This is a genomic window from Massilia sp. KIM (genome assembly GCF_002007115.1).
Taxonomy (GTDB): Bacteria; Pseudomonadota; Gammaproteobacteria; order Burkholderiales; family Burkholderiaceae_D; genus Telluria.
Window position 1 is genome coordinate 17,121 of sequence record NZ_MVAD01000002.1, and the last position, 19,241, is coordinate 36,361.

15 protein-coding genes are annotated in these 19,241 nt (G+C 66.7%); 10 read left to right on the forward strand and 5 right to left on the reverse strand.

Going from position 1 to position 19,241, the window contains the following annotated elements:
- Nucleotides 1-146 precede the first annotated feature (146 nt).
- The 4 genes from B0920_RS14860 to B0920_RS14875 all read left to right on the forward strand — a co-directional run bounded on the left by B0920_RS14860 (nt 147) and on the right by B0920_RS14875 (nt 6,963).
- On the forward strand, nt 147-2,249 hold the full coding sequence (locus tag B0920_RS14860) for a molybdopterin-dependent oxidoreductase (protein ID WP_078033443.1): 2,103 nt from the start codon (nt 147-149) through the stop codon (nt 2,247-2,249).
- Between the two features lie 25 nt (nt 2,250-2,274).
- Entirely contained in the window at nt 2,275-3,351 is a 1,077-nt protein-coding gene (locus B0920_RS14865) for an aminopeptidase (protein WP_078033444.1), read from the forward strand.
- 164 nt (nt 3,352-3,515) lie between these two features.
- Nucleotides 3,516-5,198 carry a long-chain fatty acid--CoA ligase gene (locus B0920_RS14870; protein WP_078033445.1) on the forward strand — a complete coding sequence of 561 codons (1,683 nt, stop codon included), beginning with the start codon at nt 3,516-3,518 and terminating at the stop codon, nt 5,196-5,198.
- Between the two features lie 79 nt (nt 5,199-5,277).
- Entirely contained in the window at nt 5,278-6,963 is a 1,686-nt protein-coding gene (locus B0920_RS14875; RefSeq protein ID WP_078033446.1) for a long-chain-fatty-acid--CoA ligase, read from the forward strand.
- A gap of 173 nt (nt 6,964-7,136) precedes the next feature.
- Here the strand turns inward: B0920_RS14875 and B0920_RS14880 are convergent, their stop codons facing one another.
- Both B0920_RS14880 and B0920_RS14885 read right to left on the reverse strand, forming a co-directional pair.
- On the reverse strand, nt 7,137-8,714 hold the full coding sequence (locus tag B0920_RS14880) for an alkaline phosphatase (protein ID WP_078033447.1): 1,578 nt from the start codon (nt 8,712-8,714) through the stop codon (nt 7,137-7,139).
- Nucleotides 8,715-8,718: 4 nt separating this feature from the next.
- Nucleotides 8,719-9,159, reverse strand: coding sequence for an acyl-CoA thioesterase (locus tag B0920_RS14885; protein ID WP_078033448.1), 441 nt, complete (start codon nt 9,157-9,159; stop codon nt 8,719-8,721).
- Between the two features lie 62 nt (nt 9,160-9,221).
- On the opposite strand from B0920_RS14885, the gene B0920_RS14890 reads away from it, so the two are divergent.
- On the forward strand, nt 9,222-11,084 hold the full coding sequence (locus B0920_RS14890) for an ABC transporter ATP-binding protein/permease (RefSeq protein ID WP_078033449.1): 1,863 nt from the start codon (nt 9,222-9,224) through the stop codon (nt 11,082-11,084).
- 13 nt (nt 11,085-11,097) lie between these two features.
- On the opposite strand, the gene B0920_RS14895 is transcribed toward B0920_RS14890, so the two are convergent.
- The 3 genes from B0920_RS14895 to B0920_RS14905 form a co-directional block, all read right to left on the reverse strand.
- On the reverse strand, nt 11,098-12,177 hold the full coding sequence (locus tag B0920_RS14895; protein WP_078033450.1) for a type II asparaginase: 1,080 nt from the start codon (nt 12,175-12,177) through the stop codon (nt 11,098-11,100).
- Between the two features lie 179 nt (nt 12,178-12,356).
- Nucleotides 12,357-13,643, reverse strand: coding sequence for an amidohydrolase family protein (locus tag B0920_RS14900; protein ID WP_078033451.1), 1,287 nt, complete (start codon nt 13,641-13,643; stop codon nt 12,357-12,359).
- Between the two features lie 80 nt (nt 13,644-13,723).
- Nucleotides 13,724-14,992 carry a dicarboxylate/amino acid:cation symporter gene (locus B0920_RS14905; protein WP_078033452.1) on the reverse strand — a complete coding sequence of 423 codons (1,269 nt, stop codon included), beginning with the start codon at nt 14,990-14,992 and terminating at the stop codon, nt 13,724-13,726.
- Between the two features lie 199 nt (nt 14,993-15,191).
- On the opposite strand from B0920_RS14905, the gene B0920_RS14910 reads away from it, so the two are divergent.
- The 5 genes from B0920_RS14910 (at nt 15,192) to B0920_RS14930 (ending at nt 19,237) form a co-directional block, all read left to right on the forward strand.
- Nucleotides 15,192-15,917: an amino acid ABC transporter ATP-binding protein gene (locus tag B0920_RS14910; RefSeq protein WP_078033453.1), complete on the forward strand. Its 726-nt coding sequence runs from the start codon at nt 15,192-15,194 to the stop codon at nt 15,915-15,917.
- An 85-nt stretch (nt 15,918-16,002) separates the two neighbouring features.
- Entirely contained in the window at nt 16,003-17,052 is a 1,050-nt protein-coding gene (gene pyrC / locus B0920_RS14915) for a dihydroorotase (protein ID WP_078033454.1), read from the forward strand.
- 7 nt (nt 17,053-17,059) lie between these two features.
- The gene (locus B0920_RS14920; protein WP_078033455.1) at nt 17,060-17,872 is read left to right on the forward strand and encodes a DUF3025 domain-containing protein; all 813 of its coding nucleotides are present in this window, start codon (nt 17,060-17,062) and stop codon (nt 17,870-17,872) included.
- Entirely contained in the window at nt 17,865-18,857 is a 993-nt protein-coding gene (locus B0920_RS14925; protein ID WP_078033456.1) for a Gfo/Idh/MocA family protein, read from the forward strand. Before B0920_RS14920 ends, B0920_RS14925 begins: the two co-directional genes overlap by 8 nt.
- Nucleotides 18,858-18,868: 11 nt before the next feature.
- Nucleotides 18,869-19,237: a glyoxalase superfamily protein gene (locus B0920_RS14930; RefSeq protein WP_078033457.1), complete on the forward strand. Its 369-nt coding sequence runs from the start codon at nt 18,869-18,871 to the stop codon at nt 19,235-19,237.
- The last annotated feature ends 4 nt before the right edge of the window (nt 19,238-19,241 follow it).

A 19,241-nucleotide genomic window follows, 5' to 3' on the forward strand; every position in this document is an offset into this window, starting at 1 on the left:
CAGAATCTCCGTTGTCTTGCCATGCTTGCATTGCATGCCTTGAACTATTGTAGCCTGCCTCAAACAGTCTTGACAGAGGAGGGCACAGAGGCCGCGAGAATCGTATAAAGTATTGGTTTTACGCAGTTTTTTAATAAGAAAAGAACATGACCGCCACCGTCGTCCGTGCCGCTTGCCCTCACGATTGCCCCGATACCTGCGCCCTGCTCGTTACCGTCGAGAACGGCGTGGCGACCGAGGTGCGGGGCGATCCCGAGCATCCGACCACGGCCGGTGTGCTGTGCACCAAGGTCTCGCGCTACGTCGAGCGCACCTACCACGCCGAGCGCCTGCTGTACCCGATGCGCCGCGTGGGCCGCAAGGGCGAAGGCAAGTTCGAGCGCATCAGCTGGGACGAGGCGCTGGACGAAATCGCCGGCCGCCTGAAGGACATCGCCGCGCGCGACCCGCAAGCCATCCTGCCCTACAGCTACGCGGGCACCATGGGCCTGGTGCAGGGCGATTCGATGTCGCTGCGCTTCTTCAACAAGCTCGGCGCCTCGCTGCTGGACCGCACCATCTGCGCCACCGCCGGCGCCACTGGCTACAAGTACACCATCGGCGGCTCGATCGGCACCGACATGGAAGAATTCCAGAACGCCAGGCTGATCCTGATCTGGGGCGGCAACCCGATCGCCTCCAACCTGCACTTCTGGATGCGCGTGCAGGAAGCCAAGCGCCGCGGCGCCACCCTCATCGCCATCGATCCCTACCGCTCGCTGACGGCGGAGAAATGTCACCAGCACATTGCCCTGCTGCCCGGCACCGACGCCGCGCTGGCGCTGGGCATGATGCACGTGCTGATCAAGGAAGACCTGATCGACCACGACTACGTGGCCGACCACACCCTCGGCTTCGAGGAACTCAAGGCGCGCGCGCTGGAATGGACGCCGGAGCGCACCGCGGAAACCTGCGGCATCACGGTGGACGAGGTGGTGGCGCTGGCGCGCGTCTACGGCCAGACCGCCAGGCGCGGCGAGGCGGCCGCGATCCGCGTCAACTATGGCCTGCAGCGCGTGCGCGGCGGCGGCATGGCGGTGCGCAACATCACCTGCCTGCCGGCCCTGGTCGGCGCCTGGCGCCATGCGGCGGGCGGCGTGCAGCTCTCGACCTCGGGTTCCTTCCCGACCAACCGCGCGGCCCTGCAGCGCCCCGACCTGCTGGATGGGCGCAGCCCGCGCACCATCAACATGACGACCATCGGCGACGACCTGCTCAAGGACGCCTCGCCCTGGTTCGGTCCGAAGATCGAAGCCGTGATCGTCTACAACGCCAACCCGCTGGCGATCGCGCCCGATTCGGCCAAGGTGCAGCGCGGCTTCGAGCGCGAAGACCTGTTCACCGTGGTACTGGAACACTTCCGCACCGACAGCGCGGACTACGCCGACATCCTGATCCCGGCCACCACCCAGCTCGAGCACGTCGACGCCCACCTGGCCTACGGCCACCTGTACATGATGGCCAACAACGCGGCCATCGCCCCCATGGGCGAAGCCAAGCCCAACACCGAATTCTTCCGCCTGCTGGCGGCGCGCATGGGCTTCGACGACCCCTGCTTCAGCGAGACCGACGACGAGCTCGCCGCCCAGGCCTTCAACGCCAAGGACACGCGCGCGATCCACTTCGACTGGGAATCGCTCAAGCGCAAGGGCTGGCAGAAACTGAACATGCCGGCCGCGCCTTTCGCGCAGGGCGGCTTCCCGACCCCGTCGGGCAAGTGCGAGTTTTATTCGAGCACCATGGCGAAGGATGGCCTGGACCCGGTCCCGACCTATATCCCGCCTTACGAATCGGTGGCTTCCAACCCGGAGCTGGCCGAAAAATATCCGCTGGCGATGATCTCTCCACCGGCGAGGAACTTCCTCAACTCAACGTTTGTCAACGTGCAAAGCCTGCGCGCCACCGAGGGCGAGCCGCACCTCGATATCCACCCGGTCGATGCCGCCGCGCGCGGCCTCGAGCATGGGGATATGGCGCGCATTTTCAACGATCGCGGCTCGTTCGTCGCCCGCGCACGCGTGACCGACAAGGCGCGTCCGGGGCTGGTGGTAGGCTTGTCCATCTGGTGGAAGAAGTTGTCCACCGACGGCAAGAATGCCAATGAAGTCACCAGCCAGCGTCTGACCGACATGGGCAGGGCGCCCACTTTCTACGACACCCTGGTGCAGGTCGAAAAAGCCGCACCATCAACGCGAGATGAAACCCTCTAGGTACACCCAGGCCTTCCGGCCATTGATGGCCGCCGCTTGCGCGGCCATGATGTTGTCAAGCTGCTCATCCCTCTCCTACTACACCCAGGCCGCGCAAGGCCAGCTCGAATTGCTGAGCGACTCGCGGCCGATCGACGACTGGATCGCCGATCCCAACACCAGCATCAAGCTGCGTCACCGCCTCGAGACCGCGCGCCAGATCCGCCGCTACGCGATCGAGGAAATGAAACTGCCCGATAACGGCAGCTATACCAATTACACCCACCTCAAGCGCCCCTACGTGCTGTGGAACGTGGTGGCCACGCCCGAGCTGTCGCTCAAGCCCGTGCAGTGGTGTTTCCCGGTGGCCGGCTGCGTGAACTACCGCGGCTACTACAGCAAGGACGAGGCCCAGGCCTTCGCCAAACAGTTGCGCGCCAAGGGCCACGACGTCGAGGTCGGCGGCGTGCCGGCCTACTCGACCCTGGGCTGGTTCAGCGACCCCCTGATCTCGACCTTCATCAATTACCCCGACGCCCAGCTGGCGCGCATGCTGTTCCACGAGCTGGCCCACCAGGTGGTCTACGTGGCGGGCGACTCGCAGTTCAACGAGTCCTTCGCCAGCGCGGTCGAAGAGGCCGGCGTGGAAGGCTGGCTCGAGCGCTTCGGCAACCCCATGATGCGCGAGGCCTACCAGCGCTACGCGGCGCGCAAGAAGGATTTCCTGGCCCTGCTGGTGAAGTATCGCGGCGAGCTGGACCGTACCTACAAGAGCATGGTCCCGGACAGCGAGAAGCGCGCCACCAAGGCGCGCCTGTTCCTGGCGCTGAAGGACGACTACCAGGTGCTCAAGGCGAACTGGGGCGGCTACGCGGGCTACGACAGGTTCTTCGAGGAGCCGCTGTCGAACGCCCACCTGGCGTCGATCGCGACTTATAACGATTTCGTGCCCGCTTTCCGCGCGATGTTGCGGCGCGATAAGAGCTGGGGCGCCTTCTACAAGTCGGTCAACCAGCTTGCCAAGCTCGACAAGGCCGACCGCCACCGCGTGCTCAAGAGCCTGGGCGCGACCGTCACGCCGGCGCCGCTGGTGGTGCAGCGCAGCATGGTCGGCGCGAGGTAGAGGACCCGTTCCAATCGCGCCGAAAGCGCTTGCGCCGCGAAGCACTGCCCGATAGCATCATCATCAGCGATAACAAAGGCATAAGCTTCGCGCGCGCGTGCGCCGGGAGCACCAGCCCGGGCGCTCGATCAGAACGATAACTATCTCGAGACAAAAGGCATCCGATGGACAAAACTTGGCTGAAGTCGTATCCCCCTGGCGTACCCACGGAGATTGATCCAGATCAATACCGATCACTGGTGCATTTGTTGGAAGAGTCGTTCAGTAAGTACGCGAGTCGCAGCGCCTATGTGTGCATGGACAAGCACCTGAGCTACAGCGAGCTGGATGCCTATTCGACCCGCCTGGCCGCCTGGCTGCAGAGCCGCGGCATGGCGCCGGGGGCGCGGGTGGCGATCATGATGCCGAACGTGCTGCAATACCCGGTCGCGATCGCGGCCGTGCTGCGCGCCGGCTACACCGTGGTCAACGTCAACCCGCTGTACACGGCGCGCGAGCTGGAACACCAGATCAGCGATTCGGGCGCCGAGGCCATCATCGTGCTCGAGAACTTCGCGCACACGGTGCAGCAGGTGCTGGGCAAGACCCCGCTGCGCCACGTGGTGGTGGCGAGCATGGGCGAGATGCTGGGCGGCGCCAAGGGCATGCTGGTCAACTTCGTGGTCCGCAGCGTCAAGAAGATGGTGCCGGAATATACGATCCCCAACATGGTGCGCTTCAAGGAAGCCCTGTCCCAGGGCAGCCGCATGCCGTTCAAGCCGGCCAGCATCAAGTCGGACGACGTCGCCTTCCTGCAGTACACCGGCGGCACCACCGGCGTATCGAAGGGCGCGACCCTGACCCATCGCAACGTGATCGCCAACGTGCTGCAGTCCGAGGCCTGGTCCAAGCCGGCCATGAAGGACATGGGCGCGGACGAGCAGATCGTGATCGTGTGCGCGCTGCCGCTGTACCACATCTTCGCGCTGACGGCCTGCGCGATGTGGGGCATGCGCACCGGCGCGCTGAACGTGCTGATCGTGAACCCGCGCGACATCCCGGGTTTCGTGAAGGAGCTGGGCAAGTACAAGTTCAATATGCTGCCGGCCGTCAATACGCTGTACAACGCCCTGGTGAACAATCCGGAGTTCGCCAAGCTCGATTTCTCGGGCCTGAAGGTGTCGAACGGCGGCGGCATGGCGGTGCAGAAGGCGGTGAACGACAAGTGGCGCCAGGTGACGGGCACCAGCATCATCGAGGGTTACGGCCTGTCCGAGACTTCGCCGGTGGCCACCTGCAACCGCGCCGACGTCACCGAGTTCACCGGCACCATCGGCCTGCCGGTGCCCTCGACCGACATCGCGATCCTGGACGACGAGGGCAAGGTGCTGGCGCCGGGCCAGATCGGCGAGATCGCGATCCGCGGCCCGCAGGTGATGGCGGGCTACTGGAACCGGCCCGATGAAACGGCCAAGGTGATGACGCCGGACGGCTTCTTCAAGTCGGGCGACGTCGGCATCATGGACGAGAACGGCTACGTGAAGATCGTCGACCGCAAGAAGGACATGATCCTGGTGTCGGGCTTCAACGTCTACCCGAACGAGCTGGAAGGCGTGATCGCCGCGCATCCGGGCGTGCTGGAGTGCGCCGTGATCGGCGTGCCCGACGAGCACTCGGGCGAGGCGGTGAAGGTGTTCGTGGTGCGCAAGGACCCGAACCTGACCGCCGAGCAGCTGATGGACTACTGCAAGCAGCAGTTCACCGGCTACAAGAAACCGAAGTACATCGAATTCCGCGATGAGCTGCCGAAGACCAACGTCGGCAAGATCCTGAGGCGCGCGCTGAGGGATGAAAAGCAGGCGGCATAGAAGCGGCGTTCGCATAGGCGCAAGCCGCCTCCGGGCGGCTTTCGCGTTTTAATGGAACCAATAAAGAAGGGTAGGACAGATGGACAAGTTTTGGCTCAAGTCGTATGAGGAAGGCGTGCCTGCGGAGATCGATCCGACGCAGTACCGCTCCCTGACGCATTTGCTGGAGGAGGCGTTCCGCAAGTACGCCGACCGCAAGGCCTACGCCTGCATGGGCAAGTCCATCACGTTCGCCGAACTGGATGCGATGTCGGCGCGCATGGGCGCCTGGCTGCAGGACCGCGGCCTCAAGCCCGGCGCGCGCGTGGCGCTGATGATGCCGAACGTGCTGCAATACCCGGTGGCGCTGGCGGCCGTGCTGCGCGCCGGCTACGTGGTGGTCAACGTCAATCCGCTGTACACCCCGCGTGAGCTGCAGCACCAGCTGAGCGACTCGGGCGCCGAGGCCATCGTGGTGCTGGAGAACTTCGCCCACACCGTGGAGCAGGTGGTGGCGAACACCGCCGTCAAGCACGTGGTGGTGGCGACCATGGGCGACCTGCTGGGCCTGAAGGGCCTGCTGGTCAACCTGGTGGTTCGCAAGGTCAAGAAGATGGTGCCGGGCTTTTCGCTGCCGGGCGCGGTTGCCTTCAACAAGGTGCTGTCCGAGGGCACCCGCCTGAGCCTGAAGCCGGTCACCATCGGCCATGACGACATCGCCTTCCTGCAGTACACCGGCGGCACCACCGGCGTGTCGAAGGGCGCGGTGCTGCTGCACCGCCACGTGATCGCCAACGTGCTGCAGAACGAGGCCTGGTTCGGCCCGACCCTGGCGCGCATGAAGGCCGGCGAGCAGCCGCAGTTCGTGTGCGCGCTGCCCCTGTACCACATCTATGCGCTGACCGTGTGCGCGCTGCTGGGCCTGCGCACCGGCGGCATGAACCTCCTGATCCCGAACCCGCGCGACATCGGCGGCTTCATCAAGGAGCTGGGCGGCTACCGCATCAACATTTTCCCGGCCGTGAACACCCTGTACAACGGCCTGGTGAACAACCCCGACTTCGCCAGGCTCGATTTCTCGGGCCTGATGGTATGCCCGGGCGGCGGCATGGCGGTGCAGAAGGCCGTGGCCGACAAGTGGCTGAAGATCACCGGCACGCCCATCGTGGAAGGCTATGGCCTGTCGGAGACCTCGCCGGTGGTGACTGCCAACCGCTGCGACATCACCGACTTCACCGGCACCATCGGCCTGCCGCTGCCCTCGACCGAGATCCGCATCCTGGACGAGCAGGACCGCGAAGCGCCCTTCGGCACCGCCGGCGAGATCGCGGTGCGTGGTCCGCAGGTGATGGCCGGCTACTGGCAGCGCGACGACGAGACGGCCAAGGTCATGACCGCCGACGGCTTCTTCAAGACCGGCGACGTGGGCATCATGGACGAGCAGGGCTATACCCGCATCGTCGACCGCAAGAAGGACATGATCCTGGTGTCGGGCTTCAACGTGTATCCGAACGAGATCGAAGGCGTGGTGGCGGCCCATCCGGGCGTGCTGGAAGTGGCCTGCGTGGGCGTGCCGGACCAGCACTCGGGCGAAGCGGTCAAGCTCTACGTCGTGCGCAAGGATCCGAAGCTGAGCGTGGAAGAGCTGATGGCCTTCTGCAAGGAGCAGCTGACCGGGTACAAGCGGCCCAAGTTCATCGAGTTCCGCGAGACCCTGCCCAAGACCAATGTGGGCAAGATCCTGCGGCGCGAGTTGAGGGACGAGAAGGCGAAGCAGCCGGCTTGAGGCTAACGCTGCTCGGGCAAACTTGGATCCCGGCCTTCGCCGGGATGACGTTGTTAGAGGGCGCAAGAATGGCTGTTGCGCGGCTTCGGCGACGCCTGTACCGCTACTGATTCTGCAAAATGAAACAACGTCGTTCCGGCGAAGGCCGGAACCCAAGTTTGCAAGAACAGCCCCTAACCTATCCTCTCCACCCCCACCTTCCCATCCCCCACCCCGAACGACGCCAGCACCCTCACCCCCGACCCGGCATCGCGCACATCGTCCAGCCCCATGCAATGCGTCACCGTCCCCTTGGGCGTGACCTCCATCATCATGAACCCCCGCTTGTCGCTGCGCCCATACTTCATGTGCGGATTGTTCTCCACATGCGCGAGCGTGCGCGCCTGGGGCCGCGAACTCGAGGTCACCGAGGTCCCGCAAAACTCCGTCGCCACCAGCGGATTCCCCTTCGACACCGGCCGCGAAAAATCCGGCCTCAACTCGCAGGCATAGAACGTGTGCACATCTCCGCCCAGCACCACGGGATTCCTGGCGCGCGCCTTCAGCACCGATTCCAGCAGCCGCTTCCTCGCCAGCGGATACCCGTCCCACCCATCGCTCCACACCCGGTTGTCCCCCGGCTTGGCCACCGGATAGCTGCTCGACTGCGCCATCAGGGTCTGCTGGGCCAGGATGTTCCAATGCGCGCGCGAGGATTGCAGGCCTGAAGCCAGCCACGCCTCCTGCTCCTTGCCGAGCATGCTGCGCCCCGGATCCTGCAAGGCCCGGCAATCGCGCGCGAACATGGCGCTCGAGCCGCCGCGGTTCCTGGGCGTGCAGGCCTGCACCGCGCGGTACTGCCGGTCGTCCAGCACGTGGATGCGCGCCAGTCGTCCCCAGTCGTAGCGCTGGTAAAGCCGGACTTCATCGAAACCGCCAGGCCGGACCTGCGGCAGGCGCAAGGGCATGTGCTCGTAGAAGGCCTGGTAGGCCGCCGCCCGCCGCGCCGCGAAGTCGGCGGCCAGGCGCTCGTCGCGCAGGCCCGCATAGTCGTTGGCCACCTCGTGGTCGTCCCAGGTCACGATCCAGGGCGCGGCCAGGTGGGCCGCCTGCAGGTCGGGGTCGCTCTTGTACTGCGCATAGCGGCGGCGATAATCGGCCAGCGTGAAAGACTCGTCGCGGCGCACGGCGCGCTGCGGATGCTTGAGCTGGTAGGCGCCCCATTCGTAGATGTAGTCGCCGAGGAAGGCCACGAGGTCCGGCGCGCCGGCGGCGATGTGGCGGTGCGCCGCATAGCTGCCGAACTCCCAGTGCTGGCAGGACGCCACCGCCAGCTTCAGCATCGCCGGCATGGTCCCTGGCGCGGGCGCGGTGCGTGTGCGGCCGACCGGGCTGACGGCCTCGCCCAGCATGAAGCGGTACCAGTACCAGCGGTCCGGCCGCAAGCCCTTCACGTCGACGTGGACGCTGTGGGCGAGTTCCGGCGCCGCGCTGGCGCTGCCGCGCGCGACGATGCGGCGGAAGGCTTCGTCTTCCGCCACTTCCCAGCGCACCGCGAAGGCGAGGGCGGAGGGCGGCGCGGCGTCGAGCGGATTGGCGAGGATGCGCGTCCACAGGATCACCGAATCGGGCAGGGGTGAGCCGGAGGCGACGCCCAGGCTGAAAGGGTAGGCGGGGCCGGCGGACGAGGCCGGGCTCGCGAGCGAAGCCCCGGCCAGCGCGGCCGACCAGCGCGCGCCCTGCAACAGGAACAGCCGGCGCCCGCCCCGCATCGGCTCAGCGTTCGGCGATCAGCGAATCGAGCGGCGGCAACTGGCGCGGCTTGCGGTCCGGGCCGGTGGCGACATAGGTCAGGGTCGCCTCGGTCACCTTCACCACCTCGGCCTGCAGGCGGTTGCGCTCGGCATAGACTTCGACGCACACGGTGATCGAGGTGTTGCCAACCTTGACGATATCGGCGTAGAACGACAACAGGTCGCCCACGAACACCGGGTGCTTGAACAGGAAGGAGTTCACGGCGATGGTCGCCACGCGGCCGTTGGCGCGGCGGGTGGCCGGCAGCGAGCCGGCGATGTCGACCTGGGCCATGATCCAGCCGCCGAACACGTCGCCATAGACATTGGCGTCGGCCGGGGCGGGCATGACGCGCAGCTCCGGCATTTTTCCTGCCGGCAGTCGGGTGGCGTGGTTGGCGGTGGTGTTTTCTGGCGTGGTCATCTTGAAATTCCGGTAAAAGCTACAATCGTCCCGAATTGAACCATAAATCACGAAGCCCCGCCATGCGACGCAACACCGCCTCCAGCCTGCCAGCCCCTCCCGACGCCAAAGGCGCGCCCCGCAACGATTGGGCCACCCTGCGCACACTGTTCCCCTACTTGTGGGTCTACAAGTGGCGCGTGCTGGCCGCGCTCGCCGCGCTGATCGGCGCCAAGCTCGCCAACGTCGGCGTGCCGGTGGTGCTCAAGCGCCTGATCGACCAGCTCAGCATCGACCCGGCCGATCCGCAAGCCCTGCTGGTGCTGCCGGTCGGCGCGCTCGTCGCCTACGGCCTGCTGCGCCTGTCGACCACGGTGTTCACCGAGTTGCGCGAATTCCTGTTCGCGCGCGTGACCCAGCGCGCAGTGCGCACCATCGCGCTCAAGGTGTTCCGTCACCTGCACGCGCTGTCGCTGCGCTTCCACCTGAACCGCCAGACCGGCGGCATGACGCGCGACATCGAGCGCGGCACCCGCGGCGTGAACTCGCTGATCTCGTATTCGCTGTTCAACGTGCTGCCGACCCTGGTCGAGATCACCCTGGTGCTGGGTTACCTGATCATCCACTACGACGTCTGGTTCAGCGTGATCACGGGCGTGGCGCTGGTGACCTACATCGCCTTCACCGTCATCGTCACCGAATGGCGCACGCATTTCCGCCGCACCATGAACGACCTCGACTCGAAAGCCAACACCAAGGCCATCGACTCGCTGCTCAACTACGAGACCGTGAAGTACTTCGGCAACGAGGACTGGGAAGCCAGGCGCTACGACCAGGGCCTGCAGAACTACGAGAACGCCGCGGTGCGCTCGCAGACTTCGCTGTCGGTGCTCAACACCGGCCAGTCCCTGATCATCGCCACCGCCGTCACCCTGATCCTGTGGCGCGCCACCGAGGGCGTGATCGCCGGGACCATGACCCTGGGCGACCTGGTGCTGGTGAACGCCTTCATGATCCAGCTGTACATCCCGCTCAACTTCCTGGGCGTGATCTATCGCGAGATCAAGCAGAGCCTGGCCGATATGGAGCGCCTGTTCGCGCTGCTCGACCAGAACCGCGAGGTGGCCGATTCGCCGAAGGCCCAGCCCCTGGTGACGCGCGGCGCCCGGGTCGAGTTCTTGCACGTGGAGTTCAGCTACGAATCCAAGCGCCAGATCCTGTTCGACGTCGACTTCAGCATTCCTGCCGGGACCACCACCGCCGTGGTCGGGCACAGCGGCTCGGGCAAGTCGACCCTGTCGCGGCTGCTGTTCCGCTTCTACGACGTGAACGGCGGATCGATCCGCATCGACGGCCAGGACCTGCGCGAGGTGACCCAGCAGTCGCTGCGCGCGGCGATCGGCATCGTGCCCCAGGACACGGTGCTGTTCAACGACACCATCGAATACAACATCGCCTACGGACGCCCGGGTGCGGGCCGCGAGGACATTGTGGCGGCGGCGCGCGCGGCCTCGATCCACGATTTCATCGAGAGCCTGCCGGACGGCTACCAGACCATGGTGGGCGAGCGCGGGCTGAAGCTGTCGGGCGGCGAGAAGCAGCGGGTGGCGATCGCGCGCACCCTGCTCAAGGACCCGGCGATCCTGATCTTCGACGAGGCGACTTCGGCGCTGGATTCCAAGTCGGAGCAGGCGATCCAGGCCCAGCTCAAGGAGATCGCGAAGAACCGCACGACCCTGGTGATCGCGCACCGCCTGTCGACCATCGCGGATGCGCAGCAGATCATCGTGCTGGACCACGGCCGGATCGTGGAGCGCGGCACCCACGCCTCGCTGCTGGCGGCGCGCGGCCTGTACGCGCAGATGTGGGAGCGGCAGCTGGCGCGCCCCGACGAGGATGTGGCCTCGCCGCCGCTGGAAGCCCAGCGCGACGAAGCCCTCAAGTAAGCGCTGCTACACCTCAGTAGGTGTTGAACATCCGCTGGATTTCCCTGGTGTCGCCGGTCTTGGTCAGCGCCAGCATCAGGAGGATGCGCGCCTTCTGCGGGCTGAGGTTGTCGCCCGCCACGAAGTCCAGCTGGTCGTCGTTGGCCTCGCCGTTGCGCGCCACGATGCCCTGGCCCACGCGGCTGGAGCGCACGATGACCACGCCTTTCGCGCGCGCCGCCACCAGCGCCGGCTTGGTGTTCGCCGGCAGGCTGCCGTTGCCCACGCCCGCGTGCACCAGGCCCTTGGCGCCGGCCGCCACCAGGGCGTTGACTGCCACCGCGCCCACGTTCGCGTAGGCATAGGCGACGTCCACCTGCGGCAGCGACGCCAGTTTGCTCACGTCGAACTCGGTATCGACCGTGTGCTTGCGCGTCGGCTCGCGGTAGAAGTAAGGCTTGCCGCTCTGGATATAGCCGATCATGCCCAGTTCCGCCGCGCGGAAGGTGTCGGCGGTGGTGGTGTTGGCCTTGGTTACGTCACGCGCCGTGTGGATCTGGTCGTTCATCGCCACCAGCACGCCCTTACCCGCGGCGGCCGGGTTGCCCGCCAGTTGCACCGCGTTGTACAGGTTGATCGGACCGTCGGCCGACAGCGCGGTGGACGGACGCATCGAGCCCACCAGCACCACCGGCTTCCTGCTCTTGACGACCAGGTTGAGGAAATACGCGGTTTCTTCCAGCGTGTCGGTGCCGTGGGTGATCACGATGCCGTCCACGTCCGGCTGGGCCAGCAGCTGGTTGACGCGCTTGGCCAGTTGCAGCCAGTGTTCGTTGCCCATGTTCTCGCTGGCGATCTGGAACACCTGCTCGCCGGTGACATTGGCCACCTTGGCCAGTTCAGGCACGGCCTGGATCAGGGCCTGCACCCCGACCGTGGCGGCGGTGTAGCCGACCGTGGTGGTGCTGGTGGCGCCGGTGCCGGCGATGGTGCCGCCGGTCGCGAGGATGCGCACGTTCGGCAGTTTGCCGGCCTGGGCCTGGACGCCGCCGGCGAGCAGGAACAGGGAGCCGAACAGAGCCAGGGTGGCGCGGCGGGTGGGGTGGAACAGCATGGGACTTCTCCTGAAACGCAAAACACTGCGCACGCCAATGGGGACGCACGCTCAAAAAAAACACGTCGTTCCCGCGCAGGCGGGAACCCAAGTTCTTCAGCTACATCGAGAAACTTGGGTTCCCGCCTGCGCGGGAACGACGGGTGGGGCTGCGAGGCTAGGCCTGAAGCAGCCTGTAATTACAGCCTCTTGTAAATGACGCCATCCTTCATCACGAACTTGACCTGCTCGAGCAGCTTCACGTCGCGCAGCGGGTCGCCCTCCACCGCGATGATGTCGGCCGCGTAGCCCGGTTCGATCGCACCCAGGCGCTTGCCCTGGTCGAGCAGGGCGGCGGCGTGCACGGTGGCTGCGCGGATCGCCTCGACCGGCGTCATGCCCGCTTCCACCATGTAGCCGAACTCCTTGGCGTTCTCGCCGTGCGGGAACACGCCGGCGTCGGTGCCGAAGGCGATCTTCACGCCTGCCTTGTGCGCGCGGGCGAAGGTGTTCTGCAGCTGCGGGCCGATGGCCGCCGCCTTCGGGCGCACCAGGGCCGAGTAGTAGTTCGGGTCCTTGGCCTTGTCCGCCACGTAGCGGCCGGCCGAGATGGTCGGCACGTACCAGCCGCCGCTCTTCTTGAACAGGCCGATCACCTCGTCGTCCATCAAGGTGCCGTGCTCGATCGAGTCGACCCCGGCGCGCAGCGCGCGCTTCATGCCCTCGGCGCCGTGGGCGTGGGCGGCGACGCGGAAGCCATAGTCCTTGGCGGTGCTGACCACGGCCTTGAGCTCGTCCTCGGTGTACTGCGAGTTCTGGCCGCTGGCGGCCTGGCTCAGCACCCCGCCGGTGGCGGTGATCTTGATCAGGTCCGCGCCTTCCTTGTAGCGGGCGCGCACGGCCTGGCGGGCTTCCTCGGGGCTGTCGACCACGCCCTGTTCGGGGCCGGGCGTGCCGATCTTCTCGCTCAGGAAGTGCGACAGGTTGTTGGTCGGGTCGGCGTGGCCGCCGGTGGTGGCGATCGATTTGCCGGCCGTGAACATGCGCGGGCCGGGGATCGCGCCGGCCTGGATGGCGCGCTTGAGCGCGACGTTCAGGCCGTCGGCCGCGCCCAGGTCGCGCACGGTGGTGAAGCCCGCCATCAGGGTGCGCTCCGCGTACTTCACCGAGCGGAAGGCCATGTCGGCCGGATCGGCGGTGAGGCGGTCGCGGTAGGAATCGACCACAGGCTGGGTTTCGCTGGTCAGGTGCACGTGCATGTCGATCAGGCCCGGCAGGCAGGCATGGCGCGACAGGTCGATGGCGCCGGCCGCCTGGGTCATCGGGCCGACCGAGGTGATGGTGCCGTTGTCGATCACGATGCTCACGTTCTGGCGCCAGGTCCCGTTCTTGGCGTCGAGCAGGCGGCCGCAGTTGACCGTCTGGGTGGCGGCGCTGGCGCCGGTGGCAACAAGCAGCAATCCCGCCGCCGCATACAGCTGTTTCATGTCTCGCTCCTCATGGTGTTATAAAAAAGGCCCTCCATCGCTGGAAGGCCTTCGGGTGGTGCAATCGATGCGAGCGCCGCTCAGCGCAGCGGCGCCACGGCCGGGTCCTTGCTCGGGTCTCCGAGCTCGCCTTCCCATTTCGCGACCACGGCGGTGGCGATGCCGTTGCCGATCACGTTGGTGGCCGAACGGGCCATGTCCAGGAAGTGGTCGATGCCCAGCAGGAGCAGCAGGCCGGCTTCCGGAATGTCGAACTGGGCCAGCGTAGCGGCGATCACCACCAGCGAAGCGCGCGGCACGCCCGCCATGCCCTTGGAGGTCAGCATCAGCACCAGCATCATGGTCAGCTGGGTCGACAGCGACAGCTCGATGCCGTAGGCCTGGGCGATGAACACGGCGGCGAAGGTGCAGTACATCATCGAGCCGTCGAGGTTGAACGAATAGCCGATCGGCAGCACGAAGGCGGCCAGGCGGTTCTTGACGCCGAAGCGCTCCAGGCCTTCGAGGGTCTTGGGGAAGGCGGCTTCCGACGAGGCGGTCGAGAAGGCCAGCAGGGTCGGGCTGCGCAGCTCGGCGATCAGGCGCAGCACGCGCGGGCCGAGGAAGACCATGCCGATCAGGATCAGCACCACCCACAGCAGCGCGATGCCGAAGTAGAACTCGGCCATGAAGATGCCGTAGGTCGAGAGCACGCCCAGGCCGCTCTTGGCGATGATGCCGGCCACCGCCGCGAACACGGCGATCGGCGCGAAGTTCATCACGTAGCCGGTGACCTTCAGCATGATGTGGGCGATGCCGTCGACGGCGTCGATCAGCGGCGTGGCGCGCGCGCCGACCGCGGCGGCGGCGGTGCCGAAGAACAGCGAGAAGACCACGATCTGCAGGATCTCGTTCTTGGCCATGCCGTCGAAGATCGAGGACGGCACCAGGTGGGTGACGAATTCCTTCAGGGTCAGGCTGGAGGTCGCGATGCCCGAGGAGGCGCCGACGTCCGGCAGGCCGCCCATCGCGTGCATGGCGTCGCCCGGACGGAAGATGTTCACCAGGATCAGGCCCAGCGAGAGCGAGATCACCGAGGCGATGATGAACCAGCCCAGCGCCTTGACGCCGATGCGGCCCACTTCCTTGGCATCGCCCATCTTGGCGATGCCGACCACCAGGGTCGAGAACACCAGCGGCGCGATGATCATCTTGATCAGGCGGAGGAACAGGGTCGTGATCAGCGACATCGCTTCGGAGAAGGACTTCGCCTGTTCCTCGGTGACGTTGGCGTTGACCAGATAACCCACGACGATCCCGAGCACCAGCGCGATCAGGATGTAGGTGGTCAGACGGTTTCGATTGTTCATAACTGCTTCCTGTCTTGTGGACCTGTGCAAAGCCAGCGGCAACGGATGACGCTGTCGCTGGCAGGATGTTCGGGCATGATGCTGGCTTTCGGGGAGCGAAACGGCCAGCTCGTTCTGGTGGTTATGGCAAGTTCCGCAGTATCCTAGGCACCGGAAATGCTGTCAAGCATGCTTACCAAGCGCACAACAGGTAGAAGAAATGATCGAAATCGAGAATGTCAGCAAGTGGTATGGCGACTTCCAGGTGCTGAACGATTGCAGCACCCGGGTGGCGCGCGGGGACGTGGTGGTCGTGTGCGGGCCATCCGGATCGGGTAAATCCACCCTGATCAAGACCGTCAACGGACTGGAACCCTTCCAGCGCGGCGCGGTGCGCGTGGACGGGATTTCGGTGGGCGATCCGAAGACCGACCTGCCCAAGCTGCGGGCGCGGATCGGCATGGTGTTCCAGAATTTCGAGCTCTTCCCCCACCTGTCGGTACGCGACAACCTGACGCTGGCCCAGGTCAAGGTACTCGGCCGCGGCAAGGACGAGGCCACCCGGCGCGGGCTTGGCTACCTCGAGCGCGTGGGCCTGCTGGCCCACCAGGATAAATACCCGGGCCAGCTCTCGGGCGGCCAGCAGCAGCGGGTGGCGATCGCGCGCGCCCTTGCCATGGACCCGGTGGCCATGCTGTTCGACGAGCCGACCTCCGCCCTCGACCCGGAGATGATCGGCGAGGTGCTGGATGTGATGGTTGGCCTGGCCCAGGAGGGCATGACCATGATGGTGGTCACCCACGAGATGGGCTTCGCGCGCAAGGTCGCCGACCGCATCGTGTTCATGGACGGCGGGCGCATCGTCGAGGACAGTCCCAAGGACGCGTTCTTCGGCGCGCCGCGCTCCGACAGGGCGCGCGACTTCCTGGCCCGTATTATTCATTAGTCAACCCGCCCTGGCAGGGGCCGCCGGCGCGCTGCCGGGGGCGCGCAGCAGGTAAAATGTCGGCATTCGCAATCCGAGAGCCGCCATGTCCACCATCGCCACCCCTGACACCATCACCATCACCCGCCCCGACGACTGGCACCTGCACCTGCGCGACGGCGCCGCCATGGCCGCCGTCCTGCCGCACAGCGCGCGCCAGTTCGCCCGCGCGATCGTCATGCCCAACCTGAAGCCGCCGGTCACCACCGCGGCCGCGGCCCTGGCCTACCGCGAGCGCATCCTGGCCGCGCTGCCGGACGGGGTGGCCTTCGAGCCCTTGATGACCCTCTACCTGACCGACAACACCGATCCGGACGAGATCCGCCGCGCCCAGGACACCGGCTTCATCCACGCGGTCAAGCTCTACCCGGCGGGCGCCACCACCAACTCGGCGGCCGGCGTCACCAATCTCAAGAAGTGCTACAAGACCCTGGAAGTGATGCAGGAAGTGGGCATGCCCCTGCTGGTGCACGGCGAAGTGACCGACAACGAGATCGACCTGTTCGACCGCGAGGCGGTGTTCATCGAGCGCGTGATGCGCCCGCTGCGCCGCGACCTGCCGGCCCTGAACGTCGTGTTCGAGCACATCACCACCAAGGACGCGGCCCAGTACGTGGCCGAGGCCGAAGGCCCGATCGCCGCCACCATCACCGCCCACCACCTGCTGTACAACCGCAACGAGATCTTCCGCGGCGGCATCCGCCCGCACTTCTACTGCCTGCCGGTGCTCAAGCGCGAGGAACACCGACTGGCCCTGGTGACCGCGGCCACCAGCGGCGACGAGCGTTTCTTCCTCGGCACCGACTCGGCCCCGCACGCGGTCCACACCAAGTACGCGGCCTGCGGCTGCGCCGGCTGCTACACCGCCTTGCATGCGATGGAGATGTACACCGAAGCCTTCGCCCAGGCCGGCGCGCTGGACAAGCTGGAAGCCTTCGCGAGCCTGAACGGCCCGGCCTTCTACGGTCTGCCGCGCAACGAGGGCACGATCACGCTCAAGCGCGAGTCCTGGACCCTGCCCGAGTCCGTGCCCTTCGGCGAGCACGATCTGGTGCCGCTGAACGCGGGCGAAACCATCTCCTGGAAGATGGTCTAAGCGCGCCATGCTGGCGCAGATCGACTGGGCGCGTCCGTGGTACGACGCGGTGCGCCCGGCCTTCGAGCGGCTGGAGATCGAGGGAGACAGCTTCCTCGAGGCCTTCAACCGCAACGCCGCCGCGCTCGCGCTGCGCAACGATGCGGGCCTGCTGCTCCGCTTCGTGCCCCAGGCCGCGCTGCCCGAGGGCCGCGCCTACGAGGAGTTCATCGGCGCCACCGGCCAGGTGCCCACGCGCGACAACCTGCACGACTTCTTCAACGGCTTGGTGTGGCAGACCTTTCCGCGCATCAAGCGCGCCCTGAACGCCCTGCAGGCGGCCCAGATCGCCCAGGCCGGCATCGGCAAGTCGCGCGGTCCGGCGCGCGACGCCGCCACCATCTTCGACGAGAACGCGGCCCTGCTGCTGGTGCGCGACCATGAGCAGGGGCGGGCGCTGGTGGAGGCCCTGCGCGGCCATCGCTGGCTGGAAGCCCTGTTCGAGCGGCGCGCCATGTTCGGCCGGGATGCGCAAGCATGGCTGTTCGGCCACGCGCTGATGGAAAAGCTGGTCGCGCCGCGCAAGGCGATCACCGCCCACACCCTGGTGGTCTTCGCGGACGCCGAGGTGCTGGCGCTGGAGCCCGGCGCCCAGCGCGCCTGGCTGGACGGCCACGTGGCCGAGCGCCTCGAGCGCGAAGGCCTGAACACCTCCGCCTTCACCCCGCTGCCCGTGCTGGGCCTGCCCGGCTGGTGGCCGGAACAGGACGCCGGTTTTTATCTCGACACCACCGTATTCCGCCCCCGGCGGGCGGACCGACAAGGAGCAAGCCATGCCTGAACCAGTACGCTGGGGCATCCTCGGCACGGGCAAGATCGCCCGCGCCTTCGCCAACGCACTGAAGGACGTGCCGGACGCGCGGCTGGCCGCCGTCGCCTCGCGCAGCCTCGACAAGGCCCAGGCCTTTGGCCAGGAGTTCGGCGCCGACGCCGCCTACGGCTCCTATGAAGCCCTGGCCCAGGCCGAGGGCATCGACCTGGTCTACGTGGGCACGCCCCACCCCCAGCACGCCGAGAACGCCCTGATGGCCCTGCGCGCCGGCAAGGGCGTGCTGTGCGAGAAGCCCTTCGCGATGAACCTGCGCGAAGCCGAGCAGATGATCACGCTGGCGCGCTCGCGCAAGCTGTTCATGATGGAGGCGATGTGGACGCGCTACCTGCCGGCCTTCCTCGAGACCAAGCGCATCGTCGACTCGGGCGAGATCGGCAAGGTGCACCAGGTGGTGGCCGACTTCGGTTTCACGGCCAGCTTCGGCCCCGAGCACCGCGTGTTCAACCCCGAGCTGGGCGGCGGCGCGCTGCTCGACCTCGGCATCTACCCGCTCTCGATCGCGGCGGCCCTGCTGGGCCCGGTGGCCGAGATCAAGGCCCAGGCCGAGATGGGCCCTACTGGCGTGGATGTGCAGACCGGCTTCACGCTCAAGCACGCGGGCGGCGGCATCTCGGTGTGCAGCTGCTCCTTCCAGGCGCGCACGCCCTGTGAGCTGACCGTGTCGGGCGAGCGCGGGCACGTGCGCATGAACACCATGTTCCACCGCGCCCGTTCGGTCACCGTCACGCTCGAGGATGGCGGCACCCGCACCATCGACACGCCCTATCTCGGCAACGGCTACGTGCACGAGGTGATCGAGGCCCAGCGCTGCTGGCGCGCCGGCCTGACCGAGAGCCCGGCCATGACCCTGGAAGAAACGCTCGCCCTGATGGGCGTGATGGACGAAATCCGGCGCCAGATCGGCCTGAGCTACCAGGCCGACGCGCCGCGTTGAGGAGACCCGCGATGAAGCTTGGCCCGGTGGTACCGATCCTGCGCATCTTCGACGAACGCAAGGCGCGCGAATTCTACGTCGATTTCCTGGGCTTCGCGGTCGAATGGGAGCACCGCTTCGAGCCCGGCCTGCCGCTCTACCTGCAGGTCGCGCGCGGCGGGTGCGTGCTGCACCTGAGCGAGCATCATGGCGACTGCTGCCCCGGGGCGGCGATCCGCATCGACAGCGCCGACGTCGACGCCCTGCAGGCCGAGCTGGCGGGCAAAAATTACGGCTACGCGCGGCCCCAGGTCGACGATACGCCCTGGGGCGCGCGCGAGATGTCGGTCAAGGACCCTTTCGGGAATCGCCTGACCTTCACCAGCGCGCCCGGCGGCTAGGCGC